This is a genomic window from Hymenobacter endophyticus, from assembly GCF_032464715.1.
GTDB classification, from domain to species: Bacteria; Bacteroidota; Bacteroidia; order Cytophagales; family Hymenobacteraceae; genus Hymenobacter; species Hymenobacter endophyticus.
The window spans coordinates 41,711-61,253 of sequence record NZ_JAWDJT010000018.1 but is presented as its reverse complement, the minus strand read 5'-3'; the positions used below and the strand labels follow the sequence as shown (position 1 = coordinate 61,253).

At 60.9% G+C, this 19,543-nt stretch carries 13 protein-coding genes; 11 read left to right on the top strand and 2 right to left on the bottom strand.

The window, feature by feature from the left end; genetic code table 11:
• The first annotated feature begins 359 nt into the window (after window positions 1–359).
• A complete protein-coding gene (locus ROI90_RS20255; RefSeq protein ID WP_316000105.1) occupies window positions 360–4,292 on the top strand; it encodes a T9SS type A sorting domain-containing protein in 3,933 nt (1,310 codons plus the stop codon).
• A 238-nt stretch (window positions 4,293–4,530) separates the two neighbouring features.
• Here ROI90_RS20255 and ffh read toward each other — a convergent pair whose 3' ends face one another.
• Window positions 4,531–5,880, bottom strand: coding sequence for a signal recognition particle protein (gene ffh, locus ROI90_RS20250; RefSeq protein ID WP_316000104.1), 1,350 nt, complete (start codon window positions 5,878–5,880; stop codon window positions 4,531–4,533).
• Window positions 5,881–6,185: 305 nt separating this feature from the next.
• On the opposite strand from ffh, the gene ROI90_RS20245 reads away from it, so the two are divergent.
• Window positions 6,186–7,517 (top strand): glycosyltransferase family 4 protein, encoded by a 1,332-nt coding sequence (locus tag ROI90_RS20245; RefSeq protein ID WP_316000103.1) that lies wholly within the window; start codon window positions 6,186–6,188, stop codon window positions 7,515–7,517.
• Between the two features lie 35 nt (window positions 7,518–7,552).
• Entirely contained in the window at window positions 7,553–8,026 is a 474-nt protein-coding gene (locus ROI90_RS20240; RefSeq protein ID WP_316000102.1) for a hypothetical protein, read from the top strand.
• Window positions 8,027–8,051: 25 nt separating this feature from the next.
• Here the strand turns inward: ROI90_RS20240 and ROI90_RS20235 are convergent, their stop codons facing one another.
• On the bottom strand, window positions 8,052–9,914 hold the full coding sequence (locus ROI90_RS20235; protein ID WP_316000101.1) for a hypothetical protein: 1,863 nt from the start codon (window positions 9,912–9,914) through the stop codon (window positions 8,052–8,054).
• Window positions 9,915–10,112: 198 nt separating this feature from the next.
• On the opposite strand from ROI90_RS20235, the gene pseB reads away from it, so the two are divergent.
• From pseB to ROI90_RS20195, 8 genes are all read left to right on the top strand, one after another.
• The gene (gene pseB, locus ROI90_RS20230) at window positions 10,113–11,132 is read left to right on the top strand and encodes a UDP-N-acetylglucosamine 4,6-dehydratase (inverting) (RefSeq protein WP_316000100.1); all 1,020 of its coding nucleotides are present in this window, start codon (window positions 10,113–10,115) and stop codon (window positions 11,130–11,132) included.
• A 95-nt stretch (window positions 11,133–11,227) separates the two neighbouring features.
• Window positions 11,228–12,400, top strand: coding sequence for a UDP-4-amino-4,6-dideoxy-N-acetyl-beta-L-altrosamine transaminase (gene pseC / locus ROI90_RS20225; RefSeq protein ID WP_316000099.1), 1,173 nt, complete (start codon window positions 11,228–11,230; stop codon window positions 12,398–12,400).
• Window positions 12,401–12,572: 172 nt separating this feature from the next.
• The gene (locus ROI90_RS20220; protein WP_316000098.1) at window positions 12,573–13,298 is read left to right on the top strand and encodes a glycosyltransferase family protein; all 726 of its coding nucleotides are present in this window, start codon (window positions 12,573–12,575) and stop codon (window positions 13,296–13,298) included.
• A 129-nt stretch (window positions 13,299–13,427) separates the two neighbouring features.
• Window positions 13,428–14,900 (top strand): UDP-2,4-diacetamido-2,4,6-trideoxy-beta-L-altropyranose hydrolase, encoded by a 1,473-nt coding sequence (gene pseG, locus ROI90_RS20215; protein WP_316000097.1) that lies wholly within the window; start codon window positions 13,428–13,430, stop codon window positions 14,898–14,900.
• Between the two features lie 38 nt (window positions 14,901–14,938).
• Entirely contained in the window at window positions 14,939–15,637 is a 699-nt protein-coding gene (locus tag ROI90_RS20210; RefSeq protein ID WP_316000096.1) for a DUF4328 domain-containing protein, read from the top strand.
• A 24-nt stretch (window positions 15,638–15,661) separates the two neighbouring features.
• Window positions 15,662–16,702: a pseudaminic acid synthase gene (gene pseI / locus ROI90_RS20205; RefSeq protein WP_316000095.1), complete on the top strand. Its 1,041-nt coding sequence runs from the start codon at window positions 15,662–15,664 to the stop codon at window positions 16,700–16,702.
• Window positions 16,703–16,710: 8 nt separating this feature from the next.
• Window positions 16,711–18,009 carry a hypothetical protein gene (locus ROI90_RS20200; protein ID WP_316000094.1) on the top strand — a complete coding sequence of 433 codons (1,299 nt, stop codon included), beginning with the start codon at window positions 16,711–16,713 and terminating at the stop codon, window positions 18,007–18,009.
• A gap of 325 nt (window positions 18,010–18,334) precedes the next feature.
• Window positions 18,335–19,489, top strand: coding sequence for a DUF7033 domain-containing protein (locus tag ROI90_RS20195; protein WP_316000093.1), 1,155 nt, complete (start codon window positions 18,335–18,337; stop codon window positions 19,487–19,489).
• The last annotated feature ends 54 nt before the right edge of the window (window positions 19,490–19,543 follow it).

The window sequence follows — 19,543 nt, the reverse complement described above, 5'->3', positions numbered from 1 at the left end:
AAACGCACTGCAGCAGCTACCTTATTCCTTAAATAATTATATAAGCATACCCGTATGATATACTAGCATTATTGCAGTATATCTATACGCGTAGTATTACACTAAGCTCATCAGTAGCTTCAGCTACTTGCTGACAAGGAAATATAGGAAGATAACGTTGTGGTAAACAGGTTTTTCTATTCCCATATATAGAATAAGGACGATGTCATTGTATTATCTTCATACGTAACATAAATGATTTGGCAAAATGCTGACACATTGGAAATGTTATATAAGATTGCGGGAAGTTATTTATAGTAATCCTACGTCGGCATTGGCTGACTTGCTCGCATCGGTTTCACTTTCCTTTCCAGCTTACTATGCATCTACCTTTCCTCCCTTTTCGTCTGGGCCCTCCGTTGCCGCAACTGATTTGCAGGCTGACTGCGGCGTGTGGCATTGGGTTAGCCTGCACCACCACTGCGCTAGCCCAGTTTCCCCGGGTTGAGTCCTTTAAAAACACGACCACCTCTGGGACCGGCTTCCGGCTAGGAGGCAACCCCAAGGCGGCGGTACTCACTGCCGCCAGCGGCACTGATGCCAACGGCTCTGGCTACCTCCGGCTTACCGATAGTGGGAATAACCAGTCGGGCTTTGCCATTGATAACTCCTCCTTCCCGGCGCCTTCCGGCTTCAGCATTTCCTTTGAATTCTACTCCTACGGGGGTAATGGGGCCGACGGGTTTTCGGTATTCCTGATTGATGCCGACAAGACCTCGGCCGCTGCCTTTACTATCGGGGCATCGGGCGGCTCACTGGGGTACGCCCAAAAAACGTCTGACCCCATTAGCGACGGAGTGCCGAATGGTTACGTCGGCATCGGTATTGACGAGTTCGGCAACTTTGCTAACCCCACGGAAGGCCGGGTGGGCGGCCCCGGCTCACGGCCGGATGCTGTATCCCTGCGTGGCCCGGGCAACGGGCGCAGCGCCACTGATTATCCGTACCTGGCCGGCAGCGGCTCATTGCCGTTCAGCCTTGACGTGGCGACAGTGCGGGCTCAGCAGGGCGATGCTGATTTCCGTCGGGCCTACATTGACGTGATTCCGCAAACGAACGGTACGTATCAGATTACGGTGCGCATCCAGCATGGTAACGCGGTAACTACGGCCGTGAACCGAGTAACCATTTCTACTCCACCCTCCAATTTGCGTATCGGCTTTTCGGGCTCTACGGGGGCAGTCAACAACTTCCACGAAATCCGGAACCTGGCCATTGTAAAGGCGCCGTTTGCCAACGACGACGTGGCGGGCACCAAGTACAATGTGCCGGTTACGCTCAACATCCTCAACAACGATATTGCCCAGGGCAGTAACCTAGACCCGGCCTCCGTTGACCTCAACCCAAGCACCACGGCCGTTGATAACGAGTATACGGTAGCCGGACAGGGAACATTCCGGGTGAGCCCCAATGGGGTAGTTACGTTTACGCCCAGCGGCACGTTCTCCGGCATTGTAACCATTCCCTACACGGTAGCCTCGGTGCTCAATGACCGGTCGAGCCCGGCCAACATTGCCATTACTGTAACCGGGGCCGACGTGGCTACCACGGTAGGCGGACCGTCCTCGGTTAACCCGGGCTCTTCCACATCTTACGTGGTAACTACCTACAATAATGGCCAGGAAGATGCCATCAACGTAATTCCAACCCTGAGACTGCCGACCGACGTCAAATACGTTTCGGGAGGCAGCGACTATAACGCCACTACCCGCGTGGTATCCTTTGCCCCAACAACGCTGACAGACGGCCAGTCGGTAAGCAACAACGTGGTGCTGACTTTCCCCGGTGCTTTGGGCACTTACTCCCTGGTATCCGATTATACCTACAACGGCAGCGTAGTTCCGGATGCTGTTGCGGCCAACAACAGCTCAACCCTGGCCGTTACGGTGGCCGGCCCCGGCAACGTAGCGGGCGTGTGCGCCATGCCCGGCAAGGATGGCGTGGCTACTCTGTCGGCCAACACTGCGTACAACACTTATTACCCCGGCACTGGCCCTGTAACCGCTGGAGCTACTACCATTCCGGTTGGTGCCGCCACGGGTAGCGCCGCCCCTATTGCCATCGGCGACTTGCTGCTGATCATGCAGATGCAGGATGCAGCTACCTTCGTTACAGTCAATGACAACACCTACGGTACACTGAGTGCGACCAATACAGCCGGGCGCTACGAGTATGCCGTAGCCGCCGAGAATATTTCTGGCGGAAGCGTGAAGCTGAAAGCCGGCCTGAGCAATGCGTACACCACTTCCAATGGGCGTTTCCAGGTTATCCGGATACCGCAGTACTCGTACGTAACGCTGAGCGGAACCGTAACGGCTCCGGCCTGGAATGGCTCAACGGGTGGCGTACTGGCTCTGGAAGTAGGCGGGGAAATCAACTTTACGAACGGCACATTAAGCATGGACGGCAGAGGCTTCCGTGGGGGTGCCGGGCGCGATACAGGCACTGGCACGCGTACTGATTTCGTAGTAGCTAGCTCAGCGAATGACCACGGCTCCAAAGGCGAAGGCGTAGCTGGCATGCCGGCCCAGGTATACGCCAGCGGTAGCACCACGACAACTAGCGCTCCTACTTACGAGGATTTTGGTGGGGGTAGCTACGCGCGGGGCAGCGCTGGCACTGGTGGTGGCGGCGGCACCATTGGGGGCAGCACCAGCAACCACGCCGGCGGCGGCGGCGGCGGCAACTACGGCACCGGCGCTACCGGCGCATTTTTCAACTCGGGCGCCAACGGTGACCGTACCACGGGTGGCATCGGAGGCGTTGCCGACAATATGCCCTCCGCTACCCGACTATACCTGGGTGGCGGTGGCGGCGCGGGCTCTACAGTATCGGCGGCCACTACCTCCAGCGGCGGCACGGGCGGCGGCCTGATCCTGCTGCGGGCCGGCTCTGTATCCGGCACCAAAACCATTACCGCCAATGGCACGGCTGGCCTTACGCCTACCACCAACAGCAACGGCGGCGGCGGTGGCGGCGCGGGCGGCACCATTGTGGTCAACGCCACCTCGGGCCTGAACAACCTGACCCTGCAAGCCAACGGCGGCGCGGGCGGCACCTCCAACCGGGACGGCGGCGGCGGCGGCGGCGGAGCCATCTTCGCCAATGGCAGCTTAGCAGCCCCGGCCACTACGGCGGGGGCGGGCAGCGGGGGCAGCAGTACGGCCGGAGCCGGCAATATCAGCACCTCCTCCACCATCGGTGCCAACTGCCTACCTACACTTACTACCACGCTGCGCACCACCACTCCCCAGGTTAATCGTGCGGCCAGCATGTCGGCCAACTATGTACTGACGATTTCCAACACCGGTGGCGGCTACCGGGGCCTCAGCATTTCGCCCAGCCTAGGCACCAATGGCAATGGCCAAATTACCTACGCCAGTACCTCCCAGGTAATTATGCGCCTACCCAACGGCTCGACGCAACCGCTTACCAGCGGCACTGACTACTCCATCAGCAACGCCACGGCCAGTACCCCAACTCTCACGCTGGCCGCAGATTTTCTGGTACCAGCTGGGGCCAGTCTGGAGGTAAGCTTCTCAGCAAGGATTAACAGCTCAGTAGCCAATGGTACTGCCTACGTTTCTAACGCGGGTGCCAACTATTTGAGCCCCAGCCGCAATAGCTCGAACGGAACTGCTGCCGCCGCTGGCTACACCAGCGCTGGGGGGGCCGCCGCGCCCGATGCGGTTACCATTACCCAGCCCCTACCGGTTACGCTCACCAGCTTTGAGGCCAAAGCTGCCGGCCGGGACGCCCTGCTGACCTGGGCTACCGCCCAGGAACTGAACAACGACCGTTTCGAGGTGGAGCGCAGCCTGAACGGCATCGACTTTGAGAAAATTGGTTCGGTAAAAGGCAAAGGCACTACTTCAACTGCTTCTACCTACATCTTCACTGATGCCGGTGCGGCGCGCCTGACTGCCAAAACGCTGTACTACCGCCTGCATCAGCTGGATCTGGATGGCCCTGGCTCCTACACCATGGTACGTACGGTGCGTTTTGAGCGGGCACAGGGTACAGCTACGCTCTACCCCAACCCCCACCAAGGCCGGTTCACGCTGGACTTGCAGGCCCTGCCCTCGGGCGCTTACCAGGTAGATATACTGGACTTGGCCGGCCGGCGCGTGTACCACACCCAGCTTAGCGGCGGCCAGGAGCACCCGCTGCTGCCCACTTTGCCGATGGGCTCCTACATTGTGCACGTTACCGGGCAGACGGTAAATATCAATCTGCCGATGGTGAAGAACTAAGGACTTTCCCATTTCAAAGCGTAAAGGCCACTGTTCCCGGAACAGTGGCCTTTTTGGTAGTTACTTGCGTATCGCACAAACGCACTGCACCTCTGCGAAGGCACTACATAGTATGGTGGACCGTAATGAACATCGGCCATAAACGACTACGCGCCTGGCAGCTAAAGCCGCCAGGCGCGTAGTCGTTTATGGCCGTACCGAATTGAGGCCAGCCGGGCAACCCGGCTGGTCCCGTAGCTTAGCGAAGCGGGCCTTTCATGCCCATCATACGGGCCATTTGCTGCATGCCGCCTTTAGTCTGGCTCATTTTGTTCATGGTGCGCATCACCTTGCGCATGTCCTCGAACTGCTTCATTAGGTTGTTGACCTGTTGGATATCGGTGCCGGAGCCTTTGGCGAGGCGACGGCGGCGGGAGCCGTTCAGCAGCTCGGGCTGGGAACGTTCCTGCGGGGTCATGCTCTTAATAATGGCCTCAATGGGCTTGAACGCGTTGTCGTCGATTTCCACGTCCTTCATGGCCTTGCCCATACCCGGAATCATGCCCACCAGGTCCTTCAGGTTGCCCATCTTCTTGATTTGCTCCAGCTGGGAGAGGAAGTCGTCGAAGTTGAACTGGTTTTTGCGGATCTTCTGGTTGATGCGCTTGGCCTCTTCCTCATCAAACTGCTGCTGGGCGCGCTCCACCAGGGAAATCACGTCGCCCATGCCCAGGATGCGCTGGGCCATCCGGTCGGGGTAGAACATGTCCAGGGCCTCCATCTTCTCGCCCGTGGAGATGAACTTGATGGGTTTCTCCACCACGGCCCGAATGCTGAGGGCCGCACCACCGCGCGAGTCACCGTCGAGCTTGGTCAGCACCACGCCGTCGAAGTTCAGCCGGTCGTTGAAGGTTTTGGCCGTGTTTACGGCGTCCTGGCCCGTCATGGAGTCCACCACGAACAGCGTTTCTGCGGGGTTGATGGCCCGCTTCACCTGTTCGATTTCGGCCATCATCTGCTCATCTACAGCCAGGCGGCCGGCGGTGTCGATGATGACGACTTTCTTGTTGTTTTTGCGGGCGTACTCGATGGCATTGCGCGAAATATCCACCGGGTTTTTGTTTTCCACCTCGGCGTACACTTCCACGCCAACCTGCTCGCCCAGCACCTTTAGCTGGTCAATAGCGGCGGGGCGGTACACGTCGCAAGCCACCAGCAGCACCGTACGGTTCTGCTTTTTGAGGTAGGCGGCCAGCTTACCGGCGAAGGTGGTTTTACCCGAGCCCTGCAAACCCGACAACAGAATTACGGCCGGCTCACCTTTGATGACGATATCCTGCTTTTCGCCACCCATAAGCTGGGTCAGCTCATCATACACGATTTTGGTCATCAGCTGCCCCGGCGACACGCTGATGAGCACGTCGCGGCCCATGGCCTCCTCCTTGATTTTGTCGGTTACTTCCTTGGCTACCTTGTAGTTCACGTCGGCATCCACCAGGGCCCGGCGGATTTCCTTCACGGTAGCCGCTACGTTGATTTCGGTGATGGAGCCCTGGCCCTTGAGGGTTTTGAAGGCGCGGTCGAGCTTGGTACTGAGGTTATCGAACATGGAGTCGCAGATTTGCGCTGATTTACTTGATTTTGCTGGTTACCGTACTGGTTTAGCTTGCTTTGGTAGAACTACCCACTCTAGCGCCTGCAGGCGGCGGTCCGTATCGGACGAGAAGGCGGCAGTTACGACCTGTTGAGCTACTGTTGACGCTTTGACCGTGCCCTCTGGTTCTCCAGACAACGACAACGCAGACGTTACAGCAGGGCTCATGGCAGCAGCAGAAAGCAAAAACCGGGTTCAGCCTCCAAAAGTAACCAGAAAACCCCGAAAGGCCACGGGTGCGTACCTTCGCGGCTTCACTGATGCCTTTTCTGCCCGTGCCTGAGTCTGCTACCCGCCCGTTGCGTTTGCTGGTGATTACCTACTACTGGCCGCCTTCGGGCGGAGCCGGGGTGCAGCGCAGCCTCAAATTCGTGAAGCATTTGCCGCAGTTCGGCGTCGAGCCCACCGTCATCACCGTCGATCCGGCCCAGGCCGCTTATCCGGTCCTCGACGACTCCCTGGCGGCCGACGTACCGGCCGGCGTGCGCGTGATTCGGACCAGCACCTTCGAGCCCTTCGACAGCTATAAGAAGCTCACGGGCAAGCAGGTGCCCTACGGTGGTTTCGTGGGTGAGAGCAAGACGAGCCGGGCCCAGCAGCTGTTCAAATTCGTGCGCGGCAACCTGTTCATTCCCGATGCCCGCCGGGGCTGGAACCGCTACGTGCTGGACGCCGTGGCCCAGCTGCTAGCGGCCGGGGAGCAGTTTGACGCCGTGCTGACCTCCTCCCCGCCCCACTCCACCCAACTCATCGGGCTGGAGCTGCGGCGGCGCTACGGGCTGCGCTGGCTGGCCGATATGCGCGACCCGTGGACCGATATTTACTATTACAACGAGCTGAACCACCTGCCGCCCGCCCGCTGGCTGGATGCGCGCTACGAGCGGCAGGTGCTGGAGCAGGCCGATGCCGTGCTGGTAACTAGCCCGCACACCAAGCGGCTGTTTCTGGGCAAATCGGGGCAGATTGCGGCGGCCAACATTCACGTGCTGCCCAACGGCTACGACGAGGACGACTTCCGCCGCCCCAGCCAGCCACCCCAAAACCAGCTGCTCATCACCCACACCGGCACCATTTCCGAAACCTACCACATCGAGCTACTGCTGCAGGCCTGCGCCGAATGCCGCCGCCGCCACCCGGCGGTGCCGCTGCACCTGCGCTTCGTGGGCAAGGCCTCCGAGGGCATCCAGCGCCAGGCCCGCGAGGCCGGTTTGCAGAACGCGGTGGAGTTCATTCCGTTCGTGCCCCACGATGAGTCGGTGGAGTATCTGCTGCGCAGTACGGTGCTGCTGATGGCCATTCCCGATGTGGCCAACAACCGCGGGATTCTGCCCGGCAAGGTGTTCGAGTACCTGGCCACCGGCAAGCCCATTCTGTGCGTGGGCCCCGCCGGCTCCGATGCCGACGAGCTGCTGCAGGCCTGCGGGGCCGGCCGCGCCCTTCCCTACGACGCCTACGCCCAGATGCTGAAAGAGCTGGAAGCCCTGGCCGCCCAGTGGCGCATCAACCCCAACCTCGACCTGCCCGGCGGCCACCCCGAACGGTACTCCCGCCGCCGCCTGACGGAGCAGTTGGCCGGACTGCTGAAGCGGTAAAATGCACAAGTCAGAGCTATTCTCTATCGTTGCTGATGCGCTTTTGTCTCAATTACTACCCGCTTATTTTGGTTATTCTTGCGGTAGCCTGTCGCTCCAAGGAGCAAAAGTTGCAGGAGCATAGGCTGCGGGAATTTGTAGACGTGCAAGCAATCAAATCGGTGGGAGCCCACAACTACTCCGGCCACCATTGGCTGACGACGGCAGAGTTGCAGGATTTTAAAAAGCGGTTTGGCGCTATGCACTACTTACCCGGAGGTAGTGCACAAGTAAAGTCGGTGAATATGGGCAGTAGCATTTTCGTGCTTCATATAGGCAAGAGTACCTATCCTATAATAGAAAGTCCGACTGACCAGTACCTAGGTGTTCCCAACAAACTGGTGTCGCAGAATCGGAACAGACTGGCGGAGGAGGATCAGAACGAGCCGATTTTACTGCTCTTCAAATTTGCCCGACCTGCCAACCTCAACAACTACCGTAAAGGCCCCGGCATACCCAATCGGCCCTGACAAATGCAAAGCGGAACTACGCTATTTACTGCGTGAGACGGTCCCACACTTTGCGCACGGGCTTCGGCAGAGCGTCCAGCAGGGTGGCCCGCATCTGCCCGATAACTGAGCGTTTCAACTCTCCGCCCTGGTACTGTGCCAATTCAGTAGCCAGTTGGTCGGCCAAGGCTTTGTAGAGGGGGCGCTGATAGTGGCGCAGGTTGTTGGTCACGTCGGCGCGGGTGCGCACAATGTCGCGCACGTCCACCACCTGCACGTTGGGGGTGCGGGCGGCGAAGTCGAGCAGGGCGGCGTTCATCTGCTGATGGCGCTGCACCGCGCCTACTTCCGCCGAGCCGGGCACTTCCACTTCGGCCCCGGTGAGCAGCAGGAGCGGCACGGCGGCGGGCAGTTGCTGACGCAGCCACGCCAGGTTTTCCTGGAACCGGGCGGGCGTGAGCGGGCCGGCGTAGGCGTATTCCTGCCGAAAGCGGCGCAGGAAGGCTTCATCCATACCCCGGAATTTGCGGTAGGCGTAGCGCTGGGCCTGCTCGGCGGGGTCCAGCTGGGTCAGGTCCTGGTACGCCCCGAAGGGAATGAGCAGGCCAGTGGCGTTTTCCCGGTACAGGTCCTGGGTGTAGTCCATCAGCGGGCTGTACACCACGGCATCGTAGCCGGGCTGCCAGAGGCGGGGCCGGAAAGCTTCGGCATCCAGAAACGGCAGGCTATCGGCCAGGCGCTGCTGCTCCTCGGGCGGCAACGTGCGGCTCAGGCGCAGCAGCTCGGTGTGCTCGGTGTGCACGGGCACCTGGTTGTCGTTCACGTAGTTGAAATCCTCCATTACCTCCACCCGGTACGTTTGCAGGTAGGGCGTGAGCTGGCCCAAGTCGCAGCCGCCCTTGAGCAGGATGCGCAGGCGCCTGGTTGGGTCTGCGGGTGCCGCGGCAGCTTGCGTTGCGGCCTCGGCGGAAGTTTCCAGCTGAATCCAGTCGGGAATTTCGGTCTGGTTAAGCTCGGTAGCCACGTCGCCCTGTACCTGCAGCTTCGGAAAGCCAAGGTGGGCATAGGTCCACTGCTCCACGCCCAGGTGCAGGATGCGGCAGCTGAAAGTAAACTGCTCCAGCTCGTTGGTGAAGGTATTCAGGGCGTACACGCCCACCAGGCCATAGTCGCCGAACCGGTCCCGCACGCGCACAGTGCCCCAGCGCAGGCGCGTGGCCTCCAACCGGGCTTCCAGCTCCTGCAGCACCACGCGCTTCTTGGTGTAGTTGAGCTGGTTGGAGCGGTTAATCAGCTCCTCGATGCGGTTGAAGTCGGGCCACACGGCGTCTTTGCCCTCGCGCAGCTCCACGCGCACCTGGGCGTCGCGCAGAAAGGCCAGATTGTCGTTGTACTGGGTGCGGGCCTGCTGCTGGCGCTCCAGCAGCCGGTACTGCTCCAGGCGCGAAAACGTGGGGTCGGGCTTGCCGCTGGCGCGCAGCAGCGGGGCGAGGCGGGGCAGCTCTTGGGGGTCGGCGGTTTGCAGGCCGGGGTTGTAGTACTGGGCCTCGGCCAGGTTGATGGGGTTGTCGTCGAGAAACAAAGCGTTGGGGGCGCGCAGCTGCATCTGTTCCAGCAGCTGTTTGATAATTGGCCCCTTGGGCTGCCAGCTGATCTGCGGAAACACGAACAGGTCGCGGATGCCCAGCTCCTGCAATTTGGCCTCAGCCAGCGCGAAATCGTTCTTGCTCACGATGGTGTGCACGATGCCCCGGGCGGCCGTGTCGCGCACCAGCTGCAGGTTTTCTGCCAGCGCCTCCACCGCGCCCTCCGAGAGCGTGCCCCGCCAGAACGTGTCGTCCAGGTCCCAGATGAGGAGTTTGACGGGCTGGGGAAAGGCGGGGGCGGATGGGGCGGAAGTGGGCGTCATGCGGAGCGAAGTCGAAGCATCTCTACCGCTTCGGTGGGGTACGGCTGCAACGAAGCGGTAGAGATGCTTCGACTTCGCTCAGCGGGACAGGAAGCCTGCTTTCTGTCCGTATTACAAAACTACGCAAGCTCCGGCCGGAATGTCTACTTTTGCCCTCCTTACCCCGGCCGGCCTGGTGGCCGGCCCTGTTCCCATAGCATGGCCCTCGACCTCAACCATAAATCCATCCTGGTAACCGGCGGCACCGGTTCGTTCGGTAAAAAGTTCGTGCAAACGGTATTTGAGCTGTTTCCCGACGTAAAGCGGCTGGTGGTGTACTCCCGCGACGAGCTGAAGCAGTACGAAATGTCGCAGCAGTTTCCGCACGCCAAGTACCCGGCCATCCGCTACTTTATCGGCGACGTGCGCGACGGGGAGCGGCTGAAGCGGGCCTGCGAGGGTATCGACATCATTGTGCACGCCGCCGCCCTCAAGCAGGTCCCCGCCGCCGAGTACAACCCGATGGAGTGCATCAAGACCAACATCTTCGGGGCCGAAAACGTCATTAACGCCGCCCTCGACTGCGGGGTGAAGGACGTGGTGGCCCTGAGCACTGATAAGGCCGCCGCCCCCATCAACCTGTACGGGGCCACCAAGCTCTGCTCCGATAAGCTATTCGTGGCCGCCAACAACATGAAAGGCAGCCGGGATTTGCGCTTTTCGGTGGTGCGCTACGGCAACGTAATCGGCTCCCGCGGCTCGGTGGTGCCGTTTTTCCTGCAACGCCGCGAGTCCGGCGTACTGCCCATCACCCACCCCGACATGACGCGCTTCCACATTTCGCTGGAGCAGGGCGTGGACCTGGTGCTGTACGCGCTGGAGCACAGCTGGGGCGGAGAAATCTTTGTACCCAAGATTCCGAGTTACGTGATTACGGAGGTGGCCAAAGCCATCGGGCCCAACTGCCGCCAGGAAATTGTGGGCATTCGGCCGGGCGAGAAGCTGCACGAGGAAATGATTACCGAAACTGACGCCCTGAGCACGGTGGAGCTGGACAAGTACTACGTGATTCTGCCCTTCACCCCGCGTTGGGACGTGGACGAATTCATTCGTCACTTTGGCGGCCGCCGCGTCGAAGCCGGCTTCCATTATGATTCCAGCAACAACACCGAATGGCTGAATGCCGAGCAGATTCAGGAAGAAATCCGCCTGCACGTTGACCCCGCGTTTGAGGCTTAACCGACTCATCTGTCACATTTACAACGGCTACCCCAAGGGGTGGCCGTTGTGTTGTTGAGCCAAAGTAGCGGCCGGGTATTTACTTTTGACCTACTATGAGCGCATCTTCCTTCCAGCCCACCCGCCCTATTGCCTATGGCCGCCAGCACATCACCCCCGAAGATGTGCAGGCCGTGACGGAAACTTTATATTCGGACTACCTCACGCAGGGGCCGAAGGTGGCCGAGTTCGAGGAGAAGTTTGCGGCTTACGTGGGCGCGCAATATGCCGTGGCGGTGGCCAACGGTACGGCCGCCCTACACCTGTGTGCGCTGGCCCTGGGCGTACAGCCGGGCCAACGCGTCGTTACCACGCCCATTACCTTCTCGGCCTCGGCCAACTGCGTGCGGTACTGCGGCGGCGAGGTGTACTTCGTGGACATTGACCCCGCTACGGCCCTGATTGATTTGCGTGCGGTGCGTCACTTGCTGGAAAGCCACCCCCAAGGTCATTTCCACGGCCTGATTCCGGTGGACTTTGCCGGTTTGCCCGTTCAGCTGGAACAGGCCCGTCAGCTTTGCGACGAGTTTGACCTGTGGATGATTGAGGACAGCTGCCACGCCCCCGGCGGCTTTTTCACCGACTCCCGGGGTCAGGAGCAGCGCTGCGGCAACGGGCAGTTTGCCGATCTGGCCATTTTCAGCTTTCATCCTGTGAAGCACATTGCTACCGGCGAGGGCGGCATGATTACCACCAACCGCCCCGATCTGTACGAGCACCTGCTGCGCCTGCGCACCCATGGCATTACGAAAGACCCCACTCAGATGACCCGCAACGACGGCGGCTGGTACATGGAAATGCAGGAGCTCGGCTACAACTATCGCATGCCCGATATGCTCTGCGCCCTAGGCATCAGCCAACTGCGCCGGGCCGATGAAGGCCTGCTGCGCCGCCGCGAGCTGGCCGCCCGCTACGATGCGGCCTTTGCCACCATGTCCCAGGTAACGCCGCTGGCCGGGGCCCCGGGCCATGCCTACCACCTCTACGTAATTCAGGTACCGGAGCGGAAGCAACTTTATGATGCCTTGCGCGAGCGGCAGATTTTCGCCCAGGTGCACTACATTCCGGTGCATACCATGCCTTATTACCAGGGGTTGGGCTGGAAGCCCGGTGATTTTCCGCGGGCTGAAGCCTATTATGCCCACTGCCTGAGCATTCCGCTCTTCCCCAGCCTCACCGATGAGGAGCAGCAGTACGTTATTGACTGCATCCGGGAAATAGTAGGCTGAAGTTAGCAGCAGGCTTGTTTCAGACCGTCATGCAGAGCGCAGCGAAGCATCTCGCATGGTGATGTTATAGGGCTATTCAACAGTCAGCACGCGAGTTGCTTCGCTACGCTCTGCATGACGGTCTTTTCCCACCTCCCTTCTTACCCTTATACCCTCCTAACCCCAGCTCTCCTTGCAACGCGTCGGTATTATTTCCCAGGCCCGCATGACCAGCACCCGGCTGCCCGGCAAAGTGCTGCGCCCGGTGGCGGGCCGCCCGCTATTGAGCTACCACGTAGCGCGGCTGCAGGCCACGGGCTTGCCGCTCTATCTAGCCATCACCGACCGGCCCACCGACGACCCACTGGCAGAATACGCGGCCAGTATTGGGCTGGCCTGTACCCGGGGCCCGGAGGACGACGTGCTGGCCCGTTACCAGCAGTGTGCAGCCGCGCACAGCCTTGATGTGCTTGTACGAGTTACCTCCGACTGCCCGTTGCTGGATGGGCAACTGATTGCGCAAGCCGTGCAGCAGTACGTAGCTGCTGGCAACCCGCGCCTGTACCTATCCAACGTGCTGGAGCGTACATTCCCACGGGGCTTCGATTTCGAGGTGTTTTCGCGGGAGCTGCTGGAGGAAGCCTACCAACACGCCACCTCGGCATCCGACCGGGAGCACGTAACGCCCTACATCCATCAGAACCGCTCGGGCCGGGTGGAGTTTGCTCACATCCGCCGCTTCCCAGACCGCCACGCCTACCGCCTGACGGTGGATACTGCCGAGGACTTGGAGTTGATGCGAAGACTGCTAGAGGAGTACCAGGCCGATCAGCTGCCCACTGAGGCCCTGATTGACCTGCTGGATACGCACCCCGAACTAGTGGCCATAAACGCCCACATCGAGCAGAAAAAGCTTTAATGCCGTTTTGCGCGTAGCGGGCAGAGTACGTTGGCCGTAGCCCCAAGCCGCCCTAAGCCAAATGGCAATGGGCCACGAACAGCGTACTTTACGCTCCTGCCTGTTTCCTCACCCCCTATTCTCTTCCTCATGCCTCGTCTGCTTTTCCGGGCCGATGGTAACGCCCGCATCGGGCTGGGCCACGTGATGCGGCTGCTGGCGCTGGCCGAAATCCTGCGGCCCGATTTTCCGGAGCAGCTGTTTCTGATTCGGGAGCCGGATGAGGCGCTGGTGCAGCAGCTAACGGCGGCCGGCGTAGTAGTGCAGGCCCTGCCCAACCAGCCCCTGCCGGAAGAAGCGGCCTACCTCCTGCGCCACCTGCTACGCCCCACCGATGTGCTGGTGCTGGACGGCTACGATTTTCGCTACGAGTATCAGAACACCGTGCGCGGCTGCCTGGCCCGCCTGATTTACCTGGACGACCTGCACGCCTACCCGCTGGCGGCCGATTTGGTATTGAACCCGGCGGGCGGCCTCACGTTGCGGCAGTACCAGATGCGGCAGCCGGGTGCGCGCCTGCTCAGCGGCCCCGCCTACGCTCCTCTGCGCGGCGCCTTCCGCACTTCTGCCGCTCCTATCACTGCGCCCAACCCGGCCACGGTGCTGGTTTGCCTGGGTGGGGCCGACCCTACCCACCAAACCCAGCGTGTGGCCGCCGAGCTGCTGGCGTTGCCGGCCGTGCACCGGGTGCACGCGGTGGTGGGCAGCGCCTACGTGGGCTGGGAAAGTCTGCAGACCTGGGCGCCGGAGCACCCGCGCCTGACGCTGCACCGCAACCTACCGGCCCCGGAGCTGGCGGCCCTGATGCGCCAGTGCGGCGCGGCCGTGTGCTCAGCCAGCACCGTGAGCTACGAGTATTGCGCCGCGGGGGGCGGGCTGCTGCTGCTGCTGCCCACGGCCGATAATCAGCATGATATTGACCACTATTTGCGCGGGGCCGGATTGGCCCGGCCGTTTACTGCCGCCGCCAATATTCTCACTTCTCCTGAAGCCGGCCGCCTAGCCTCAAGTATGCAGCTAGCCCAGCGCCAGGTGTTTGATGGGCTGGCACCCGCGCGGCTGCGCCAGGAGGTCAGGGCGCTACTGCTGCCCCCGCCGCCCTTCTACCTGCGCCCCGTGCAGCCCACCGACTCCAACCAGCTACTGACCTGGACTAATGACCCAGCTGTGCGGCAGTTTTCCTTCAATCCCAACCCCGTGGCCCGCCCCGTTCACGAGCAGTGGCTGGCGGCCCGCCTCCAAGACCCCAATGCCCTGCTGCTGCTGGCCCAGGATGCCGCTACCGGCCGTCCCGCCGGCCTTATCCGGTACGCCGTGAACGGGGCGGAAGCTACGCTGAGCTACCTGCTTGATGCGGAATTTCGGGGGCGGGGGCTGGCTCCGCTGCTGCTGCTGGCCGGCACGCGCCGGGTGGTGGAGCACTTTCCGGCGGTGCACCGGGTGGTGGGCCACGTGCAGCAGGCTAACGCCGCCTCGGTGCGGGCCTTTGAACGAGCAGGCTACCGGCTAGCCGCAACGCCCCCTCCCGCACCTGAATCTGTTACATTCACTTGGTTGGCGTAGCTTCGCCCGCATCCGCACCCGTTACTTAGTTTAAAGCTGTGTTGCATCAGTTACGTGATAATTCTGGCCGGGCGCAACAGGCCATAGCCATCTTCTGGGGTATTATTGGGCTCAGCAGCATTTCTTTTTTGGTAGAAATGCTGTACGCAGTGTCTGTTTCCTCCACAGCTGATTTATCCGCTGGTTGGGGGCAGTTTCTGGAGTATTCGCGGGTTGCGGTGGCAATAGCCCAGATTCCGATCCGAATACTCAGCATTGTGTTTTTTCTACAGTGGTTTCGGCGGGCGTACTACAACCTGCGCTACCTCAGCGGCCGGCCCGACCACTCCGATGGCTGGGCAGTGGGGGCATGGTTTGTACCATTTCTGAATCTGTTCAGGCCGTATTCCATCATGAAGGAAATTTGGTACGGCACCAATAGCGCGGCGGGCCGGGGCCGCCAGCACGGACTACTGCAGTGGTGGTGGATTGCTTATTTGGTGCATGGCGGCCTCAACCGGGCCGCTGACAAGGTCAGTACCAAGGCGGAAACGCTGACTGAGCTCCAGAACGCTGCTTCCCTGAATGTGTTTTCCAACTTTGCAGACGTAGTATCGGCCGCCCTGACTCTTATGGTTATCCGGTACGTGCACGAATCGGAACAGGCCGTTGCGCTATTTGGGCAGGTGCGGCAATTAGGCGGCGACGCTCCCGCCCCGGATGATGTGCACCCCACCGAAGAAGAACAATACGCCTAGCTCCGGGCTTCGTATTTTTGCCGCATGACCATTTCCTTCGGCTCCCGCCTCGTCGGCCCCGACCAGCCCCCACTTATCATTGCCGAGCTCAGCGGCAACCACAACCAGGACCTTAACCGGGGCCTGGCCATTGTGGATGCCATGGCCGCCGCCGGGGCCCATGCCATCAAGCTCCAGACCTATACCGCCGATACTATGACCCTGCCCGGGGCTTACCGCATCGACGACCCCAACTCCCTGTGGTTTGGACGGGAGCTGCACGAGCTGTACCAGGAAGCCCACACGCCCTGGGAGTGGCATAAGCCCTTGTTCGACCGCGCCCGGCAGCACGGTATGCTGGCCTTCAGCTCACCCTTCGATGAAACCGCCGTGGATTTCCTGGAAACCCTGGATGTGCCGGCCTACAAGATTGCCTCCTTCGAAAACACCGACTGGCCGCTGCTGCGCCGGGTGGCTGCCACCGGCAAGCCCGTAATTATGAGTACCGGGGCCAGCCAGTTGGCGGAAGTAGCCGAAGCGGTGCAAGTGCTGCGCGAAGCCGGCTGCCGCGAGCTGGTACTGCTCAAATGCACCAGCACCTACCCCGCCACGCCCCAGAATACCAACTTGCGCACCCTGCCCCACTTCCAGCAGCTCTTCCCCGAGGCCTTGGTGGGCCTCTCCGACCATACCATGGGCGTGGGCGCGGCCGTGGCCGCCGTGGCCCTAGGAGCCTGCGTGGTGGAAAAGCACGTAACCCTGCGCCGCGCCGACGGGGGCGTGGACTCGGCTTTTTCCTTGGAACCCGAGGAAGTGGCCCAGCTGGTGACGGAAACCGAGCGGGCCTGGCAGGCCCTGGGCCAAGTGCAGTACGGCGTGCAGCGGGCCGAGGAAAAAAGCCGCCTCTACAAGCGCAGCCTCTACGTGGCCCATGATATAGCCGCCGGCGAAGTCTTCACCAAGGACAATCTGCGCGTGGTGCGCCCCGGCGACGGCCTGCCGCCCCGCTACTACGATCAGCTGCTGGGCAAACCGGCCCGCCAGGACTTATCGGCGGGCACCCCCCTTACCTGGGACGCGCTGTAGCCGCTGCCATGCCTGATACCGTTGTTCCGCCTACTCCGGCCGCCCGCCTGCGCGATATTCTGCAGCTGCGGTTCACTGACCTGTTTGCCTCCCTGCCGGCCCACACCCTGGGGCCGATTTCGCCCCGTAGCGCTTGGAAACGGCTGCTGAAGGTGGGGGGCTACGCGGTGGTCCGGCTGGTGGGCAACGTATTCCGGCCGGTGCGCAACCCCGAAGAGTTGCGCGGCAAAGTGTGGCTGTACGTGGTGAGCCAGAACAATTACGAGTCCTTGCACTTCCTGCGGGAGGCCCGCCCCGACGCCGTGCTGGTAGCTGGCCAGAGCAAGCAGATTGGCCGCTACAACCGGCAGGTCAATCGGCTGTCGTTGCGGCGCAAGCTGCTCTACTATGTGCAGTTGCCGGGTGTGTACCGGGCGCTGCGGCGCACGGAAGGTGAGCGAGCCTGGCGGTTTTTTGATCTGCTATTCAACGCCATTGGCTACTACGAGGAGTACCGCCGGGCCCTGCGCCACTACCGCCCCCGGGCCGTGGTGTTCGCCAACGACCACAACGATGACGCCCGCGCTCTGCTCCTGGCCTGCCAGGCCGAAGGTGTACCCACCGCGTATGTGCAGCACGCCAGCGTGAGTATCAATTTTCCGCCTTTGGGGTTCGATTTGAGCCTTCTGGAAGGCCAGGATGCGCTGGATAAATACCGCCAGTGTGGCCCAGTGCGCGGCCGCACGGAACTGGTGGGTATGCCCAAAGCCGATGCCTTCCTGGCCCGCCGAAACACCGCACCGGCCGTGCAGCGGGTGGCCCTGGCCTGCAATGCCCTCGACGACCTACCGGCTCTGGCTGCTACCGTAAACTTCCTGCTCACCGAGTTTCCGGAGCTACAGTTCACCCTGCGCCCTCATCCCGGCGACCCACGCGACTTCACGTTTCTAACCCAACGCCACCCGCAGCTGCAGTTTTCCGATGCCCGCCAGCAAAACGTGTTCAACTTCCTAGCGGAGCATGATGCCCTGATTGCCGCCGATACCAGCACCCACCTCGAAGCCACTCTGCTCAACCTGGCCAGCGTGTACGTGCGCTTCGGTAAGCAAGGCATCACCGACGACTACTACGGCTACGTGGCCCACGGCTTGGTGGAGCGGGCCGACTCGCTGCCGGTGCTGGGAGCCTGGCTGCGGCGCTATCAGCAGCACAAACCCCTGACCTTATATCAGCGCGCCTCCTACTACAACGCCACCCTGGGCACGCCTGACGAGGGACGCAGCCAGCAGCGGGCCGCGCGGTTGCTGGCTGAGTGGCTGGATTTATAAGTTGATTTATACGTCGTATTTAGCGCGCATGGAAATTGGGAATAATAACGCTCGTGCTTTCTCAAGTGAATTCCACAGCTTCATTGCGCGGGATGTTCGCGTTGGTTACGTTATGCGTCACTTCTGGGAAGCCTATGAAGCTCGTACGGAACAGTACGTCACGATTAGTGTAGGTGGTCGTTACCTCCAGGCGCCTGTCCAAATAGATGATAATTCCCAAGGTTTCTTCGATGCGGATGCACCTTATCCATTTCCACCGGTTTGGTGTGACTGGCAGGGCCGCCAGATTCCATTCTTTTTTGGTCCGTCAGTTGATCAGCCGGTATTGGAGCTTTTACCTGAAAAGCAGGCTATCATTCATGCTGATCTGATTTCGGCCGTTTTTTATCTGCTCAGCGGCTGGCAGGAGTTTTACTCCGATGAGCGGGACCAGCATGGCCGCTTTCCGTACGCGGCTAGCGTGCAGCACCAGTATGGGTTTGTAGCGGTGCCCGTGGTCAACTATTACTTCGATGTATTGAAAACGGCCATCGAGCACGTCAGCGGCCAGCCCTTGCGGCCCCGCCGCTGGGCCGATGGTCGCGCCTGGGCCGCATTTATTACCCACGACATCGACAACCTCTACAGCGCCTGGAAAGCCCCCGCCAAAGCCGCCCTCCAGCGCCGCGACTGGCTGGATTTTGCCCGCCGCTACTGGCAGCACCTCACCCAAAAAGACGCCTGGGACAACCTAACCGAAGTGCAGCAAACCGTGGCCGAATACGGCGCCAAAAGCACCTTCTTCTTCCTACCCGAGCACCGCAAAGCTGCCAACGGCACGCCCAATGCGGATTATCAATATCACCGCATCAGTAAGTCGGTTGCTGCTTTGGTAACCGCCGGGGCGGAAGTAGGATTACATGGAAGCATTGGTACTTCAGCCCATGAAGCGCAGCTGCAAAGAGCTATTGGGCAAATTCCTCGTCTGGCGCATAACGCCCAAGGGCTGCGCTTCCATTATCTGAACTGGGAACCCCGTATCACCCCACTGCTGGTGGATGAACTGACATTCGCCTACGATTCTACCTTGGGTTTTGCCGAGCACTTCGGCTTCCGCAACAGCTACTGCCTGCCTTTCCAGCCGTTCATCTTCCAGCGGGGTGAAGTGGCTGACTTCCTCGAAATTCCGCTCAACGTGATGGACGCTACCTTGCACCATCCACGCTACCTGCAGTTGGCGCCCGAGGAAATTCTTCCGGCCCTCACGCCTATGCTTCAAGAAATTGAGCGGTTTGGGGGCGTGTGCACGGTGCTCTGGCACAACGAAAACTTCGACCCGGCCAACACTCGCAACGGTCCCCGGGAGTTCCGGGCTATCATGGAGTACCTTCGCAGCCACAACGTGGCCTTCGTTAACGGCTCAGATATTTGCCGGTCGTTTCATCATTTGTCATCCGGAGCTTGCAAAGGACCTTCTCAACCAGAAACAAAATCGTTCTGACGTAATAAGGTCCTTCGCAAGCTCCGGAGGACAGGACGCGGCAACCTCACCATT

Excerpts from the sequence above, each read along its gene's own strand:
- ffh (WP_316000104.1), bottom strand. The coding sequence starts at position 5,880 with ATGTTCGATAACCTCAGTACCAAGCTCGACCGCGCCTTCAAAACCCTC.
- ROI90_RS20245 (WP_316000103.1), top strand. The coding sequence starts at position 6,186 with ATGCCTTTTCTGCCCGTGCCTGAGTCTGCTACCCGCCCGTTGCGTTTG.
- ROI90_RS20235 (WP_316000101.1), bottom strand. The coding sequence starts at position 9,914 with ATGACGCCCACTTCCGCCCCATCCGCCCCCGCCTTTCCCCAGCCCGTC.
- pseI (WP_316000095.1), top strand. The coding sequence starts at position 15,662 with ATGACCATTTCCTTCGGCTCCCGCCTCGTCGGCCCCGACCAGCCCCCA.
- pseG (WP_316000097.1), top strand. The coding sequence starts at position 13,428 with ATGCCTCGTCTGCTTTTCCGGGCCGATGGTAACGCCCGCATCGGGCTG.
- ROI90_RS20200 (WP_316000094.1), top strand. The coding sequence starts at position 16,711 with ATGCCTGATACCGTTGTTCCGCCTACTCCGGCCGCCCGCCTGCGCGAT.
- pseC (WP_316000099.1), top strand. The coding sequence starts at position 11,228 with ATGAGCGCATCTTCCTTCCAGCCCACCCGCCCTATTGCCTATGGCCGC.
- ROI90_RS20255 (WP_316000105.1), top strand. The coding sequence starts at position 360 with ATGCATCTACCTTTCCTCCCTTTTCGTCTGGGCCCTCCGTTGCCGCAA.
- ROI90_RS20240 (WP_316000102.1), top strand. The coding sequence starts at position 7,553 with ATGCGCTTTTGTCTCAATTACTACCCGCTTATTTTGGTTATTCTTGCG.
- pseB (WP_316000100.1), top strand. The coding sequence starts at position 10,113 with ATGGCCCTCGACCTCAACCATAAATCCATCCTGGTAACCGGCGGCACC.